This is a genomic window from Jannaschia sp. M317 (assembly GCF_025141175.1).
Lineage (GTDB): Bacteria > Pseudomonadota > Alphaproteobacteria > Rhodobacterales > Rhodobacteraceae > Jannaschia.
The window spans coordinates 2,214,012-2,229,999 of sequence record NZ_CP081155.1 but is presented as its reverse complement, the minus strand read 5'-3'; the positions used below and the strand labels follow the sequence as shown (position 1 = coordinate 2,229,999).

The window sequence follows — 15,988 nt, the reverse complement described above, 5'->3', positions numbered from 1 at the left end:
GGGGGCAGTTTGCGCCCCGCGCCGCCGCCGCGCCTTGACGCCGATCAAACCCGCCGCCAAAAGCGCCGCACAATTACCCCGCAACCGGGCGTTCCGTGGGCGCCAAAACGACGGAGGACACATGCGATGTCCCAGATCACCCTGACCTTCCCCGATGGCCGCGCCGCCGAATATCCCACCGGGATCACCCCGCGCGAGGTGGCCGAGGGAATCTCCAAGTCTCTCTCCAAAAAGGCGATCTCGGCACAGGTCGATGGCGTGCACTGGGATCTGGCCTGGCCGATCGAGACCGACGCCGCCATAGCGATCAACACCATGCAGGACGAGGCCCCCGCGCTGGAGCTGATCCGCCACGACCTGGCGCATGTCATGGCCCGTGCCGTGCAGGCGATCTGGCCGGACGTGAAGGTCACCATCGGCCCGGTGCGCGATTTCGGCTGGTTCTACGACTTCGACCGCGAAGAGCCGTTCACCCCCGAGGATCTGGGCCAGATCGAGTCCGAGATGAAGCGTATCATTGCCGCCCGCGACCCGGTCCGCACAGAGGTCTGGGACCGCGCCCGCGCCCGCCAGCATTACGTCGACAGCGGCGAGCCCTATAAGGTCGAATTGCTGGACCGGATTCCCGGCGACGAGCCGATCCGCATGTATTGGCACGGCGACTGGCAGGATCTGTGCCGTGGCCCGCACCTGCAACACACGGGCCAGATTCCGGCGGACGGCTTCAAACTGACGCGCGTGTCCTCTGCCTATTGGCTGGGCGACAACACGCGTCCGCAGTTGCAGCGCATCTATGGCATCGCCTTTCGCAATCGCGAGGACCTGAAGGCCCACCAGAAGTTTCTGGAGGAGGCAGAGGCCCGCGATCACCGCCGGCTTGGTCGCGAAATGGACCTCTATCACATGCAGGAAGAGGCCCCGGGCCAGGTCTTCTGGCACCCGAACGGTTGGACGATCTACACGACGTTGCAGGACTTCGTCCGCCGCAAGCAACGCGCCGGCGGCTATGTCGAGGTGAACACCCCGCAGGTCGTGGACCGCAAGCTCTGGGTCGCATCGGGCCACTGGGAAAAGTATCAGGAAAACATGTTCATCGTCGAAGTGGACGAGGAACATGCCCGCGAAAAGGCGGTCAACGCGCTCAAGCCGATGAACTGCCCCTGCCACGTGCAGATCTTCAACCAGGGCCTGAAATCCTACCGCGACCTGCCCCTGCGCATGGCCGAGTTCGGGTCCTGCGCGCGCTATGAGCCGTCGGGAGCCCTGCATGGCATCATGCGGGTGCGCGGCTTCACCCAGGACGATGGCCACATCTTCTGCCGCGAAGACCAGATCGAAAGCGAAACGCGCGTCTACATCGACTTTCTGTCGTCGATGTATCGCGATCTGGGATTTACCGATTTCAAGGTGAAATTCTCGACCCGCCCCGAGGTCCGCTCCGGGTCGGACGAGGTCTGGGACAAGGCCGAAACCGCCCTGCTGCACGCCACCCGCGCCGCCGGCATCGAGCCGGAGGTCAACCCCGGCGAAGGGGCCTTCTATGGTCCCAAGCTGGAATTCGTGCTGACCGACGCCATCGGTCGCGATTGGCAATGCGGCACCCATCAGGTCGATTTCGTCCTGCCGGAACGTCTGGACGCGACCTATATCGGCGAGGATGGCGACAAGCATCGCCCGGTCATGCTGCACCGCGCCACGCTGGGCAGCTTTGAGCGGTTCATCGGCATCCTGATCGAGGAACACGCGGGCAAACTGCCGTTCTGGCTGGCCCCGCGGCAGGTCGTCGTCGCCTCAATCGTGTCCGAGGCAGATGACTACGTGGCCGAGGTCGTGGCGGCCCTGACCCGCGCAGGCGTGCGCGCCGAGGCGGACATCCGCAACGAAAAGATCAACTACAAGGTCCGCGAACATTCGCTGGGCAAGGTCCCCGTCATTCTCGCCATCGGCAAGAAAGAGGTCGAGGACCGCACCGTGACCCTGCGCCGTCTGGGCGAAAAGCGGACCGAGGTGATCGCACTGGACACGGTGACCGCCGATCTTGGGGCCGAGGCGACGCCGCCGGACCTTCGGTGACATCGGCCAAGAGCGCCAGAAAAGAAACAATCCGCCCAATTCGGGCGGATTTCCTTCACTTGGGCGCCCCCTCGCCGCATTCGTGCCGCATTTGACGGGCAGCCTGAACCCAAGGCGACGATCCGGCAGGGGTTGATCTACCCTCCCCCCTTCGATCCTCCGGTCGGATCTCTCGTCTCTCTCTCCAAGACTGGTCGGCCCGCGTCCCAAGCGCGGGTCGCGCCACATTCAGGGGTCAGATGTCGTCCTCGTCGATCAGCGGCTCGATCAACTCCGGTCCCTCGGCCCGGTTCGAATTCACCGCGCGCGACACCCGGTGCCTGCGCACCCGCCCTTCCGGGGCGGCTTGCATCAGCCGCGCGGCTCCCTTGCCTTCTTCGCCCAGCCACAGGCCCCAATCCGACGGGGCCAGGGTCACCGGCTCCCGGTGGTGGATTTCGGACATGGTCGGCCCGGCGGCGCAGCTGACGATCGCGCAGGTGGCCAGGTTTTCCGGCCCCCAGTCCTGCCAGATCCCGGCAAAGACCATCGGGGCCCCGTCCGCCTGCGTGAAATACCACGGCAGCCGCGTGCCATCCGCCGCCTTGGTCCATTCATAGAACCCGTCGGCAGGGATCAGACAGCGACGTTCCCGGCACGCCGTGCGAAAGGCCGGCTTCTCGGCCACCGTCTCGGCGCGGGCATTGATCAGCAGCGGGCCATCCGTGGGCGACGTATACCAGTGCGGCAGAAACCCCCACCGCATCGACACCAGCGCCCGGCCCTCGCCCCCCGCACGCACCACCGGGATCTGGGTCGTTGGACAGACGTTCCAACGCGGCCCCTGTGGCAGGTCATTCGCCGGAGCTGCGTCGAACATCTGCACCATCGCCTCTTGCGGCAGGGTCAGCGCATAACGGCCGCACATGGATCAGGCCCCGGGCAGGGTCAGCACAACCTGCGCGACGTATCCCCGACCGCCTGGGCCCGGCCCGGTTTCCACCTCACCATCCAATTGCCGCGCCGAGGCCGCCATCAGCCGCCCCCCCAGGCCAGAGGTGCTGGGTGCCGCCGCGGCCCCCACGCCGTCGTCTTCGCACGCCAGCGCATAGCGGTCGCGGCCAATCCGTTTGCCCGTGACGGACACTCGCCCGGCCGTCCCCTCGGGGAAGCCGTGCTTGAAGGCGTTGCTGACCATTTCGTTGACCAACAACCCTAGGGCCGCCGCCGATTGGCTGGGCAGACGGACGGGTTCAAAGGCAAAGGACACATCGACATCCGGCGCGGCGATTTCGAATAGATGCCCCATGACCCTGTCCAGATAGTCGGACACCTCGATATCGTGCTCGCCCATGTCCTGACGATACAGTTCTCCGTGCAGGCGGGCGGTTGCTTCGATGCGGGTATGCACCTGTTCCAGCGCCGCGCGCACCTCGTCACTATCGGCCAGCGCCGCGCTCATCCGGGCAACCGCCGAGATGGAGCTGAGCGAATTCTTGACCCGGTGATCCGCCTCGCGCCGCAAGCTGTCGGCGACGCGCATCGCGTCATGGAGTTCGAGCAGATGCATCGCCTGCTTCGCAAGGATGCGCAGCGCCCGACGTTGATGATCACCCAGCCGCCGCGGTTTGCGGTCCAGCACGCACAGCGTGCCCAGCGTGATCCCCTCTGGCGTGGCGATCTGCGCCCCCGCGTAAAAGACCAGCGGGTCTTCTGCGTTGGTGACCAGGGGGTTGTCCCGCGTCCGCATGTCCAGACGACAATCGGGGATCTCCAGCAACTCTTCTTGCAGGATGGCGTGCGAACAGATCGAGGATTCGAGGCGCGTCCCGTCGATGTCCAATCCGCAGACCGCCTCGAACCTCTGATCCTGTTCGTGCACGATCGAGACCAGCGCGATGGGGCAATCAGTGATCTGTGCTGCAAGCTCGACCAACGAATCCATCTTTTCGGAGTGCGCGTTCGCGCCCAGCTGGAACCGTTCGATCGCTTCAATCCGGGCCGTCTGGTTCTGGGGTTGCGGCGCGATCATCGCGCGCCGTGCAGGGGTGCAATTCGCATGCGCCTGTCCTCGATTGGTGCCGTCCGCCACGGCACGCAAAGCAGATGCACGACAATGCCGGATGTTTCCACCCGGCATTGTCATTTTCTAAGAACGGAACCGCCTGCCTAGGTGGCAGAACACATCATTTCAGAGCGATGCGCCCGTCGGTATAGGGCGTGTAGGTGCCCCCCAGTTCGGCGATGTAGTCGGCCACCACCACTTCGAGACCCGGACCGAAGTCATAGGCATCGGCGGCGTCGGCGAACATGCCATAGCCGTCGCCGCCGTTGCGGACATAGTTGTTGGTCACCACCTGATAGGTCGCCGCCGGGTCGATGGGCGCGCCGCCGACCATGACGTCGCTGACACGGCTGCCCGGTTCGGCCGACAGATCAAAGGCGAACGACATGCCAGCAACCTGCGGGAAGCGGCCTGCACCGTCCTCGACCTGGCCCACGCCGTTTTCCAACGCGTCGATCATGTCCTGGCCCGTCGCGCTGAAGGTCGCCAAGGTGTTCTGGAACGGCAGGACCGTCAGAACTTCGCCCATGGTGATCTCGCCCCCGTCGATGGACGCACGCAGACCGCCGCCGTTCTGGATCGCGATGGTCACGCCCTGGTCCTTGACGCGGTCCAGCATGGCGTCGGCCACCAGGTTGCCCATGGCACATTCCACGGCGCGGCAGACGTCGCGCGACCCTTCGATGACGTCGGTCGCCTCACCGATGACGGTGGACTTCAGCTCTTCGATGGGACCGGCCAGTTCGGCCACGCGGGCGGCGATGCCCTCGTCCGGGGTGACCGAGGCGTCCAGCAGATAGGTGTCGCCGGAGGCGTCGATGACATTGCCCTCGCCGTCGAACGCCAGGGTCAGGTGACCCACGTATTTGGAATAGGCATAGGCCTGCACGATCGGCACGCCGTTCACCTCGGTCGGATAGGCCTCGGCCCCCTCTTCGGAGTTCGAGAACTTGGTGTGGCTGTGACCGCCCACGATGGCGTCCAGACCGGTCGTCCCTTCGGCGATGCGCTTGTCCGCAGGCAGGCCGACATGGGTCAGGGCGATGATCTTGGTCACGCCCATCTCTGTCAGGGCATCGACGTCAGCTTGCAGGCTGTCGATTTCGTCCTGAAAGATGACGTTCGGGCCGGGGCTGGAGGTTTCGACCGTGTCGGTCGCCAGCGCAGACACGATGCCGATCTTCTCGCCGCCGATCTCGAGAATCAGGTGATCCTCGATCTTGCCGTTCAGCAGGTTCGACTGGCTCAGGTCCAGGTTGCCGGAGACGAGCGGCACATCCACCTCGTCCACGAATTCGGCAAGCTGCGCCGGGCCGTCGTCGAATTCGTGGTTGCCCACGGCCATGGCGTCGAAGCCGATGGCGTTCATCATCTCGGCTTCCACGTCGCCCTTGTAGGTCGTGTACATCAGCGAGCCCTGGAACTGGTCGCCCGCGTCCAGCACGATGACGTTCTCTCCCGCCAGTTCTGCGCGCTTGCCATCGATGAAGGTCTTGATCCGCGCCACGCCACCGAAACATTCGCCCGCCGCGTCGTCCTCGGCACCGCAGGTGCCGTCGTACTTGCTGACCGGCTCGATCCGGCTGTGCAGGTCGTTGATATGCAGGACGTGCAGCGTATAGGCCGCGTGGCCATCCGCAGATGCCATCCCGGTCGTCAGCGCAAGTGCGGCCGTTGCCGTGAGAAGTCGGTTCATTGGTAAAACCCCCTAGTTGGATGACGCGATGGTGCGCAGGTCTCACGCCACTGTCAAAGGCATATGACGTCCCGGCCAACTTGACGCGGCGAGATGCAGACGGCAGAGGGCGGAGCCATGATCTACAAGCTTTTCAGAACGCCCGAATGGCAGGCGCTGCGCGCCGATGGTACCACCCAGGGCGCGCCGATTGACCTGGCCGACGGCTATATTCATTTCTCCACTGCCGGGCAGGTGGCCGAAACCGCGGCCAGACATTTCGCCGACGTCGAGGGGCTGTGGCTGATCGGCGTCGACGATGCCGCCGTGGCCGACAACCTGCGGTGGGAAGTGTCCCGTGGCGGGGCCGAGTTCCCGCACCTTTACGCGCCGCTGCGCCTCGATCAGGTGGCCTGGGCGCAACCGCTGCCGCTGGTGGATGGGGCGCATCAATTTCCGGCGGGCATGGCATGATCGACCGGTTGGCATTGTCTGCGCTGCACCGGGTCGACCCGGAACGGGCGCATGGTCTGGCGATCCAGGCGCTGCGCCTGGGTCTCGGGCCCAAGGGCGGGCCGCTGACGTCGCCGCGCCTGGCCACGACGGTGGCGGGGCTGGATCTGCCAAACCCGGTGGGGCTGGCGGCCGGATTCGACAAGAATGCAACCGCGCTGACGGGCCTGGCGGGATGCGCCTTCGGCTTTCTGGAGGTCGGGGCCGCCACCCCCCGCCCGCAACCCGGAAACCCCAAACCACGCCTGTTCCGCCTGACGCAGGACCGCGCGGCGATCAACCGTTTCGGTTTCAACAACGAGGGCGCAGAGGCCATCGCCGCCCGTCTGGCCGCGCGCCCCAAGGGCACCGTCATCGGCCTGAACCTCGGGGCCAACAAGGACAGCGCCGACAAGGCACTGGATTTTGCCAGCGTCCTGACCACCTGCGGCGCGCATGTGGATTTTGCGACCGTCAACGTCAGCAGCCCGAACACCGAACGTCTGCGCGATCTGCAGGGTGCCGAGGCGCTTTCGGCGCTGTTGTCCGGCGTCATCGCGGCCCGCGACGCCCTGCCCCGTCGCATTCCCGTCTTTCTGAAAATCGCACCGGACCTGACCGACGCGGAACTGGCCGACATCGCCACCGTGGCCAGGGACGTCGATGCCATCATCGCGACCAATACGACGCTGAACCGGACGGGCCTGTCGTCGCCCCATGCGACAGAGGCGGGCGGCCTGTCCGGCGCCCCCTTGTTCGAGACATCGACGCGTGTCCTTGCCCGTCTTTCGACCCTGACGGACAAGCCGTTGATCGGCGTGGGCGGCGTGGCGACCGCCGATCAGGCCTATGCCAAGATCCGCGCCGGTGCCTCTGCCGTGCAGCTGTATACCGCGCTCGTGTTCGAAGGCATCACCCTGCCCGCGACCGTGGCCACCGGCCTTGACCGCCTGCTTGCCCGCGACGGGTTCACCAATGTCGCCGAGGCCGTAGGCACCGACCGGGACCGCTGGCTTTGAGCCCTGCGCACGGCCCGGAAACCAGGGCGGCCTGAAGCCCGCCCTACCCTCACGATCGTCAGCCGTAGGGCGGGCTTCAGGCCGCCGCCCGTTCCAGCGCCGGATAGCGCGCGGCCAGCGTGATCCCGCGCACCGCAAAGGACACCATCAGCGCCGCCCAGAGCCCGTGGTTCCCCAGCCAGGGCACCAGCACCAGCAAGGCCGCGACATAGGCGACAAAGCTCAGCACCATCATGTTGCGCATGTCCCGCGTTCTGGTGGCCCCGATGAATACGCCGTCCAGCATGAACGGCCAGACCCCCAGGAGCGGGGCCAGCACCGCCCAGGGCAGATAGGCCGACGCCGCCGCCCGCACGCCCGGATCCACCGCCATCACCGCAATCCCCCAGCCGCCCGCCAGCGCATATCCAAGGGCCACCAGCGCCGAGGTCCCTACGCCCCAGCCCCCGGTCATCAGAACCGCCCGCCGCAACCGCGCCCGGTCGCCCGCGCCGAAATACCGCCCGATCAGCGCCTCTGCCGCAAAGGCAAAACCATCCAGCGCGTAGGCGGTGATATAGACGAATTGCAGCAAGACCTGATTTGCGGCCAGGGTCTCGGTCCCGAAATCCGCGCCCCAGAACACGAAGGTCACAAAGGTCGCCTGCAACAGGACTGACCGGATCAGGATGTCGCCATTGACCGAAGCCATCCGCCGCAGCCGCCCGCCGTCGAAGACCCGTGCCCGATCGCGCCAGGCGCCGCCCCGAAACGCCGCGCGGCAGAACCACAGGCCAAGCGCCGCGCCCGACCATTCCGCCAGGAACGTGGCCCAGGCCACGCCGGTCACCCCCCAATCGAGGCCCAGAACGAACCAAAGGTCCAGCAGGATATTGACCCCGTTCATCGCCAGCTGCACGGCCAGAACCGCGCCGGTCCGTTCCTGTGCGATCAGCCACCCGGTGATGCCATAGACCGCAATCGCCGCCGGTGCCGACCAGATGCGGATCGACATGTAGTCGCGCGCCAGGTCTTCGACCAAGGGCTCTGCCGGGGACAGGGCGAAACCCGCCGTAAAGATCGCCCCTTGCCCCAGGATCAGGACCAGACCCGCCGCGCCTGCGATCAACAATGCCCGCATCAGCAGGGCGACCAGTTCGGCGTGATCGGACGCGCCCAGTGCCTGCGCCGCAAGGCCCGTCGTCCCCATGCGCAGAAAGCCAAAGATCCAATAGACCGAGGTGAGTATGATCGCCCCGACCGCCACCGCCCCGATCGGCGCGGCCTCGCCCAGCTGTCCGACGACGCCGGTGTCCACTGCCCCCAGGATCGGCACCGTCGCGTTGGACAGGACGACCGGCACGGCGATCTTGAGAATGCGCCGGTGGGTCAGGTCCGGGGTCGCGTTCACCCCTCGCGCCGGGGCATCAGGAAATGACCGGTTGCCTGGGCGAACAGCTTGTCGCGATTGTCCTGCCACCCCTCGACGTGCACCGAGGCATAGCGCCGACCGGACCGGTTGATACGCGCCCGTGCATAGGCGTCGCGCGGCAGGCCGGATCGCAGGTAATCGACGCTGAAATCGATCGTCTTGGGCAAACGCGGCAAGGTTTCATGCGACAGGGTTGCGACATCCAGGCGCCCTTCCTCCAGGTCGTCCCAAAGCATGGCCCAGCTTAGCGTGACGATCGCCGTCACCTCCAGAAAAGCCGCCGTGACGCCGCCGTGCAGCGCCGGCAGGATTGGATTGCCGATCAGTTTGTCATCGTAGTGCAGCACACCCGTCAGCTCATCGCCGCGCCGGTCGAAGGTGATGCCCAGAAAGCGGATATAGGGAACGCCCTCGACCAAGGCCGCCAAGGCTGCATCGCGGCGCTGCTTGACGACCTGAATGGGTTCGGGGCGCTTCATTTCGGAAAACTCACGGTGAACGCGCCGTTGGCGACGGCTACCGGCCCTTCGCCGTCTTCGTCAAACGCCTCCGCCCGCACAAAGGCCACAGAGCGGGTCACGTGATGGCAGGTGGCCCGTGCCGTGATCGTCTGGTTGGGACGCGCGGCACGCATGTAATCGATCCGAAGGTCCATCGTCGCCGTGGAAATGGGCGATGCGGGATGCGACAGCACCGCCGCCCCGCCGCAGGTATCCATCAGGGTCGACACGGCACCGCCATGGATCACACCGGTCGATGGCTCGCCCACCAGATCAGGGGACCAGGGCAGCGAAATGGCCGCCATGCCTTCGGCGATGTCCTGCAATTCCATGCCCAGTGCCCGGCAATGGGGCAAGGCGGAGATGAACTGACGCGCGGCGCGGGCACGGGCGTCCTGAATGCTGTCATTGGTCATGGATTACCCTTGCCGCAGGCCCGGCACCCCGGCAAGCCCTTGATGGACAGGATCGGAAACCCATGCCAATCTGACCCCTCGCAGGGGGGATCAATGCCGGACAAGCTGACTTTCAAAGAGATGTGCGCGCGGTTCGACGTGACGCCCCGCACGCTGCGCCACTACGAATACATCGAATTGCTGTTTCCCGAGCGCGACGGCAGGTCGCGGTTCTATCACCCGCGCGAGGTGGCGCGGATGACACTGATCATGCGGGGCCGCAAGTTCGGCTTTTCCCTCGAAGAAATCCGTCAATGGCTGGAGCTTTACGATGCGGACCCCGAAGGCCGCATGCAGATGGAAGCCTGGATCAAGCTGGCCGACGGTCAGCTGGAAGAGCTGGCCGAACGCCAGCGCCACCTCGAAGCCGCCATCGCGGAGCTTTCCGTGCTGCGCGACAAAGTCAAGGCGGATCTCAAGGGCGCGTCCTGAGGGAAGGCCCGCGCCTCACTGCGAATCGCCGCGCTGAGCGCGTCCAAACCGTCTTCAATGGCCTAACTTTTGTTAAAATCCGCGCGCCAATGGCGGGTTCCGCAAGGTCACAAAATGTCGCGAAACCCGATTGACGCGATGGGAAGTTACGTAAACTTTGATTTGACGTAACGTCCGAGTTACGTAAACGTCACCCAGTCTTGTATCAGCGGTTTCAGGTTTGCATCTCGGCACCACCGAACTGCGACCCTATTCGAGGATGACCTGGGAATGTCCGACGCTTTGATGACGATCCGTGAAATGTGCGACGCCTATGACGTCACCCCCCGCACGCTTCGCTTTTACGAGGCAAAGGAGCTGCTGTTTCCGCAGCGCCAGGGACAGAAACGTCTGTTCACGCGCCGTGACCGCGCCCGGCTGAAGCTGATCCTGCGCGGCAAGCGCTTCGGCTTCTCGCTGGAAGAAATCCGGCAGCTTCTCGATCTCTACGATCTGGGCGACGGACAGTTCACCCAGTTCGCCCGCACCTACGACGTGGGCCGTGCTCGCCTGGCCCAGATGGTGGCCCAGCGGGACGAGCTCAACACCGCCATCGCCGACCTGGAGGAACAGCTGCGCTGGGGCGAAAAGATGCTCGCCCAGATGCAGCCCCGCAAGGCCGGCTAAGACATACGACGGACCCTCAGGGGTTCGACCTGACAGGAGGACAGGAATGCCCAGCTACACCGCCCCCACCAAGGACATGCAGTTCGTTCTGCACGATCTGCTCAAGATCTCGGAGCAGGACGTTCCGGGCTATGCTGACATGGATCGCGACTTTACCGGCGCCATCCTGGACGCCGTGGGCACCCTGGCCACCGAAGTCATTCACCCGCTGAACGCGGTCGGCGATCAGCAGGGCTGCGCCCTGGAAAACGGTGTCGTGCGCACGCCCGACGGGTTCAAGGACGCCTTCGATCAGCTCCGCGATGGCGGCTGGACCGCGCTGGACGCAGCCGAGGAATACGGCGGCCAGGGCCTGCCCTACATCAGCTACACCATCGTGGGCGAAGTGCTGTCGGCGGCCAACATGGCCTTCAACATGTACTACGGCCTGACCCACGGCGCCGCGTCGGCCATCGCGGCCCACGGCACCGATGCGCAAAAGGCCAAGTGGCTGCCCAAGATGAACTCCTGCGAGTGGACCGGCACCATGAACCTGACGGAGCCACACGCCGGCACCGATCTGGGCATGATGCGCACCAAGGCCGTGCCGCAAGATGACGGATCCTATCAGATCACGGGACAGAAGATCTTTATCTCCGCCGGTGATCACGACATGGCCGAGAACATCGTCCACCTGGTCCTGGCCAAGACCCCGGATGCCCCCGCAGGCATCAAGGGCGTGTCGCTGTTCATCGTGCCCAAGATCATGGTCGATGACGACGGCAACCTTGGTGCCCGCAACGGTGTCTCGGTCGGCAAGATCGAAGAAAAGATGGGCATCCACGGCAATTCCACCTGTGTCATGAACTATGACGGGGCCACCGGCTGGCTGTTGGGCGACCTGCACAAGGGCATGCGGGCCATGTTCACGATGATGAACGAGGCGCGTCTGGGCGTCGGCTTGCAGGGCTATGCCCAGGCAGAGATCGCCTATCAGAACGCGCTTGCCTATGCCGTCGACCGGCTGCAGGGGCGCGACGTCACCGGCGTCAAGAATCCTGACGGCCCGGCCGACCCGCTGATCGTGCACCCGGACATCCGCCGCAACCTGATGGAGCAGAAAAGCTTCGTCGAAGGGGCCCGCGCCTTTACCTACTGGGGCGCGACGATGATCGACCGCGACATGCGGATGCACGACAAGGACGCCGAGGGGCTGGTTTCGCTGCTGACCCCCGTGCTCAAGGGCTTTCTGACCGACAAGGGTTATGAGATGGCCACCAACGCCCAGCAGGTCTATGGCGGCCACGGTTTCATCGAGGAATGGGGCATGTCCCAATTCGTCCGCGACGCCCGCATCGCCATGATCTACGAAGGCGCCAACGGCGTGCAGGCGCTGGACCTGGTCGGGCGCAAGCTGGCCCAGGACGGCGGCAAGCATGTCATGGCCTTTTTCGATCTGATCAAGGGCTTCTGCGCCGAGCATAAGGACGACGAGGCGATGAAGGGCTTCGTCGAGCCGCTCAAGGCCGCGTCCAAGGATCTGCAGGCGGCGGGCATGTACTTCATGCGGAACGGGATGAAAAACCCGAACGCCGCGCTGTCGGGGTCCTACGACTTCATGCACATGATGGGGCATGTGGTCCTGGGCCTGATGTGGGGCAAGATGGCCAAGGCCGCGATGGAAAAACTGAAGGAAGACGGTGCAGACCGCGACTTCCTTGAGGCAAAGATCGCGACCGGGCGCTACTACATGGCCCGGCAACTGCCAGCCACGTCGATGCACCTGGCCCGTATCCAGACCGGACCGGAGGTCGTCATGGCCCTCGACTCCACCGCCTTCTGAAACCGGAGGGCGGCGTGAACGCCGCCCTACGAAGGAGAGCCCATGCCCAGACCTCAACGCCTCACCCGCCGCTTCCCCGCGCAGATGTCCGAACCCGGATACCGCCGCTTGCGAAGCTTCGCGGAGGAGGCCGGTCTGAGCGAGGGCGAGGCGCTGTCGTTCCTGTTCGAGAACTTCGACAGCGTCACCCACCGCGAAAACCTGCCGCATCGCTTGCGGCTGCATAAAGACATGTTGGCAAAAAGAGAGGCGAAGGACACGGCAGGTTGACCGGACGGGAGCCTCCGGCGGGAGTATTTTCGCCGAGAAGAAAACCGGCCCCCTGTCACCAGGTCGTGCAAGGTACTTGAGGGGGCCGGAGAGAAACCAGACGGCTTCTCCTCGGACGGCCGACGGCTCTCCAGCCTGTGCCGCGAGATCTTCATGGCACGTTAAGGTTAACGCGCCACTAACGCGGAAGAGGCCCCGGTCTTCTTCTCGGCGAAAATACACTACGGGGGTGCGGGGGTGTGAAACCCCCGCTCCGATCGTAGCAACAGGCACCGTACGTCAGGGAGGACGCGGCACATGACCATCAAGCTTCACTGCTTCGGAGAGAGCGGGAACAGCTACAAGGCCGCGCTGGCGCTGGAATTGTCCGGGCTGGATTGGGAACCGGTCTTCGTCGATTTCTTTGGTGGCCAGGCCCGCACACCCCAATGGCGCGCCGAGAACGCGATGGGCGAGGCCCCGGTACTGGTCGACGGCGACACCCGGCTCAGCCAATCGGGTGCCATTCAGCAATGGATCACCGACAGGACCGGAAAATTCGGTGGCCAGGGGCCCGATCGATACGAAGTACTGCGTTGGGTCTTGTGGGACAATCACAAGCTCAGCTCGCAGGCCGGGATGACCCGGTTCCTGATGAACTTCCTGCCCGAGGACAAGCGGCCGGCCGAGGTCATCGCCTTTGCGCGTGGCCGCCTGAAGGCCGCTTACGAGACGCTCGACCGTCATCTGGAGGGGCGCGACTGGATCGTGGGCGATGGTCTGACCAACGCCGACCTCTCGTGCTGCGGCTATCTTTTTTACCCCGAACCCTTCGGCTTCGACCGCGCCGACTGGCCCCATATAGACGCCTGGCTGGATCGCATCGCCGCCCTGCCCGGCTGGAAACATCCCTATGATCTAATGCCCGGTCGGCCCTCCGACCGCGGGCTGTGAGGAGACCCCGATGACCGACGCCTATATCTACGACGCCATCCGCACCCCGCGCGGCAAGGGCCGCAAGGATGGCAGCCTGCACGAAGTGACCGCCGCGCGGCTGTCGGCGCAGGTTCTGGACGCTCTGAAGGCGCGCAGCGGGTTCGAAGGCCACGCCGTCGAGGATGTGATCTGGGGCAATGCCACGCAGGTCATGGAACAGGGCGGCTGCCTGGCGCGGACCGCCGTTCTGGCCTCGGACCTGGATGAACGCATCCCCGGCCTGTCGATCAACCGCTTCTGCGCGAGCGGAATGGAGGCGGTGAACCTGGCCGCCAACCAGGTGCGCGGCGGGGCCGGCGACGGCTATATCGCCGGCGGTGTCGAAATGATGAGCCGTGTTCCCATGGGCTCGGACGGAGCCGCCGTTGCGGTCGATCCCTCGATCGCGATGAACAGCTATTTCGTGCCCCAAGGCATCAGCGCCGACATCATCGCAACCGAATACGGATTTAGCCGCGACGATGCCGATGCCTTTGCCGTCGAAAGCCAGAAACGCGCCCTCGCCGCCTGGGAGGCGAAGCGCTTCGACGGGTCGATCATCACTGTGCGTGACATCAACGGCCTGCCGATCCTGGACCACGACGAATACATCCGCCCCGGCACAGACATGCAGTCGCTGGGCGCGCTGAACCCCGCGTTCCAGGCCATGGGTGAGGTCATGCCCGGTTTCGACAAGGTCGCGCTGATGAAGTATCCGCACCTCGGCCACATCAACCACATCCACACCGCCGGCAATTCGTCGGGCATCGTGGACGGTGCGGCAGGTGTGCTGATCGGCAGCAAGGCGTTCGGCGAGAAATGGGGTCTGACACCCCGCGCCCGCATCCGCGCCACCGCCAAGATCGGGACCGATCCGACCATCATGCTGACCGGTCCGGTGCCCGTCACGGAAAAGATCCTGGCCGACAACGGCATGGCTATCGGCGACATCGACCTGTTCGAGGTGAACGAAGCGTTCTCGTCGGTCGTGCTGCGTTTCATGCAGGCCTTCGACGTGGATCACTCGAAACTCAACGTGAACGGCGGGGCCATCGCGATGGGCCATCCGCTGGGTGCCTCGGGGGCCATCATCATCGGCACCCTCCTGGACGAGTTGGAGCGGTCGGACAAGGAAACCGGTCTGGCCACGTTGTGCGTCGCCTCAGGCATGGGGGCCGCCACCATCATCGAGCGGGTCTGATGACCACGGCGGCCGACATCTATCAGACGAACCTGGACGAGGTGACAAACCTTCTGTGGGCGCGCGATTATGAGGGTGTCTGCCGCCATCTACTGTTCCCCAGCCGGATGGAGACCAACGACAAGGGTGTGCAGGTCGAGAACGCCGAACAGATGATCCTGTCGCTCAGATCGCAGCGCGATAGCCTCGAGAGGCTGGGCGCGCAGGGGTATCACCGGCTCTGCCTGGCGGCGGAATTCGACCCCCTCAATCCGGATCGGATTGTGGGCCGGCACCGGACCTATGTGCTGCGTGGTGGCACCTACGTCATTCCGCCCTACGAGGCCGACATGGCCCTGGAACGGGTGAACGGTCGCTGGCTGTGCGCCGGGCTGCGGGCCTATGTCCGCAACGCGGATGCCGGGGTCATCAGTCCGTCACATGGGTGGGAACAACTGTCCGAGGATGACCTGCGCGGCGGGCCGCCGACAACAAGGAAAGACCAATGAGCCAAAGCGCCAGGGACATCTATCAGCGGCATCTGGACACCGTGTCCGAAGCGATGTGGTCCGAGGATCACGACCGTGTCGCGCAGATGATGCATTACCCGCACACGATGATCTACAGCGACCGCCAACAGATCGTGCGCGCGCCCGAAGAATTGGCCGAAACGTCGCGCCTGGCCAAGCAGCGGCTTCTGGATATGGGGGCCAGCGCCTATCACCGGGTCTGTCTGTCGGCGGAATTCGACGTGGCCTCTCCGTCACGGATCATCGGTCGGCACATGACATTCGTGCTGAACGGCGGAACCTATCTGGTGCCGCCGTACCAAGGGCGCATGACGCTGGAAATCCAGGACCACCTCTGGCGGGGCATCGGCATTCTGACCGAAGTGGACCCGACGAAAATCAACCTCTTGCATCCGGACCTGAGCGAACCGCGCGCGTCCATCGACACCTGATACCCGCGCGGCCCCAACGCCCGCCCCCGACATA

At 64.9% G+C, this 15,988-nt stretch carries 17 protein-coding genes; 11 read left to right on the top strand and 6 right to left on the bottom strand.

Features of this window, described 5'->3' with window-relative positions; translation table 11 throughout:
- Positions 1–126: 126 nt before the first annotated feature.
- Positions 127–2,073 carry a threonine--tRNA ligase gene (gene thrS / locus K3551_RS11410; protein ID WP_259913291.1) on the top strand — a complete coding sequence of 649 codons (1,947 nt, stop codon included), beginning with the start codon at positions 127–129 and terminating at the stop codon, positions 2,071–2,073.
- A gap of 235 nt (positions 2,074–2,308) precedes the next feature.
- On the opposite strand, the gene K3551_RS11405 is transcribed toward thrS, so the two are convergent.
- The 3 genes from K3551_RS11405 to K3551_RS11395 all read right to left on the bottom strand — a co-directional run bounded on the left by K3551_RS11405 (position 2,309) and on the right by K3551_RS11395 (position 5,813).
- Complete coding sequence (locus tag K3551_RS11405; protein ID WP_259913289.1) at positions 2,309–2,980, bottom strand: SOS response-associated peptidase; 672 nt, start codon at positions 2,978–2,980, stop codon at positions 2,309–2,311.
- 3 nt (positions 2,981–2,983) lie between these two features.
- The gene (locus tag K3551_RS11400; RefSeq protein ID WP_259913288.1) at positions 2,984–4,084 is read right to left on the bottom strand and encodes a histidine kinase dimerization/phosphoacceptor domain -containing protein; all 1,101 of its coding nucleotides are present in this window, start codon (positions 4,082–4,084) and stop codon (positions 2,984–2,986) included.
- A 154-nt stretch (positions 4,085–4,238) separates the two neighbouring features.
- Complete coding sequence (locus K3551_RS11395) at positions 4,239–5,813, bottom strand: bifunctional UDP-sugar hydrolase/5'-nucleotidase (protein WP_259913287.1); 1,575 nt, start codon at positions 5,811–5,813, stop codon at positions 4,239–4,241.
- Between the two features lie 117 nt (positions 5,814–5,930).
- Here K3551_RS11395 and K3551_RS11390 point away from each other — a divergent pair, with 117 nt between their 5' ends.
- Positions 5,931–6,266 carry a DUF952 domain-containing protein gene (locus K3551_RS11390; RefSeq protein ID WP_259913286.1) on the top strand — a complete coding sequence of 112 codons (336 nt, stop codon included), beginning with the start codon at positions 5,931–5,933 and terminating at the stop codon, positions 6,264–6,266.
- Complete coding sequence (locus tag K3551_RS11385) at positions 6,263–7,303, top strand: quinone-dependent dihydroorotate dehydrogenase (RefSeq protein ID WP_259913285.1); 1,041 nt, start codon at positions 6,263–6,265, stop codon at positions 7,301–7,303. Before K3551_RS11390 ends, K3551_RS11385 begins: the two co-directional genes overlap by 4 nt.
- Before the next feature lie 76 nt (positions 7,304–7,379).
- On the opposite strand, the gene K3551_RS11380 is transcribed toward K3551_RS11385, so the two are convergent.
- Genes K3551_RS11380 through K3551_RS11370 form a run of 3 tightly spaced genes read right to left on the bottom strand, consistent with a single transcriptional unit; the run spans position 7,380 to position 9,630 of the window.
- Positions 7,380–8,693 (bottom strand): MATE family efflux transporter, encoded by a 1,314-nt coding sequence (locus tag K3551_RS11380; protein WP_259913283.1) that lies wholly within the window; start codon positions 8,691–8,693, stop codon positions 7,380–7,382.
- Positions 8,690–9,193 (bottom strand): PaaI family thioesterase, encoded by a 504-nt coding sequence (locus K3551_RS11375; RefSeq protein ID WP_259913282.1) that lies wholly within the window; start codon positions 9,191–9,193, stop codon positions 8,690–8,692. The genes K3551_RS11380 and K3551_RS11375 overlap by 4 nt, the downstream gene beginning before the upstream one ends.
- Entirely contained in the window at positions 9,190–9,630 is a 441-nt protein-coding gene (locus K3551_RS11370) for a PaaI family thioesterase (RefSeq protein ID WP_259913280.1), read from the bottom strand. The genes K3551_RS11375 and K3551_RS11370 overlap by 4 nt, the downstream gene beginning before the upstream one ends.
- Positions 9,631–9,723: 93 nt before the next feature.
- Here K3551_RS11370 and K3551_RS11365 point away from each other — a divergent pair, with 93 nt between their 5' ends.
- The 8 genes from K3551_RS11365 to K3551_RS11330 all read left to right on the top strand — a co-directional run bounded on the left by K3551_RS11365 (position 9,724) and on the right by K3551_RS11330 (position 15,954).
- Positions 9,724–10,101, top strand: a complete 378-nt coding sequence (locus K3551_RS11365; protein ID WP_259913279.1) for a MerR family DNA-binding transcriptional regulator — start codon at positions 9,724–9,726, stop codon at positions 10,099–10,101.
- A 270-nt stretch (positions 10,102–10,371) separates the two neighbouring features.
- On the top strand, positions 10,372–10,767 hold the full coding sequence (locus K3551_RS11360) for a MerR family DNA-binding transcriptional regulator (protein ID WP_259913278.1): 396 nt from the start codon (positions 10,372–10,374) through the stop codon (positions 10,765–10,767).
- 46 nt (positions 10,768–10,813) lie between these two features.
- Entirely contained in the window at positions 10,814–12,589 is a 1,776-nt protein-coding gene (locus tag K3551_RS11355; RefSeq protein ID WP_259913277.1) for an acyl-CoA dehydrogenase C-terminal domain-containing protein, read from the top strand.
- Between the two features lie 42 nt (positions 12,590–12,631).
- Complete coding sequence (locus K3551_RS11350) at positions 12,632–12,859, top strand: hypothetical protein (RefSeq protein ID WP_259913276.1); 228 nt, start codon at positions 12,632–12,634, stop codon at positions 12,857–12,859.
- A gap of 297 nt (positions 12,860–13,156) precedes the next feature.
- On the top strand, positions 13,157–13,792 hold the full coding sequence (locus K3551_RS11345; RefSeq protein ID WP_259913274.1) for a glutathione S-transferase family protein: 636 nt from the start codon (positions 13,157–13,159) through the stop codon (positions 13,790–13,792).
- Between the two features lie 10 nt (positions 13,793–13,802).
- Positions 13,803–15,014: an acetyl-CoA C-acetyltransferase gene (locus tag K3551_RS11340; protein WP_259913272.1), complete on the top strand. Its 1,212-nt coding sequence runs from the start codon at positions 13,803–13,805 to the stop codon at positions 15,012–15,014.
- Positions 15,014–15,502: a hypothetical protein gene (locus tag K3551_RS11335; RefSeq protein ID WP_259913271.1), complete on the top strand. Its 489-nt coding sequence runs from the start codon at positions 15,014–15,016 to the stop codon at positions 15,500–15,502. The genes K3551_RS11340 and K3551_RS11335 overlap by 1 nt, the downstream gene beginning before the upstream one ends.
- Entirely contained in the window at positions 15,499–15,954 is a 456-nt protein-coding gene (locus tag K3551_RS11330; protein WP_259913270.1) for a hypothetical protein, read from the top strand. Before K3551_RS11335 ends, K3551_RS11330 begins: the two co-directional genes overlap by 4 nt.
- Positions 15,955–15,988: the final 34 nt, after the last annotated feature.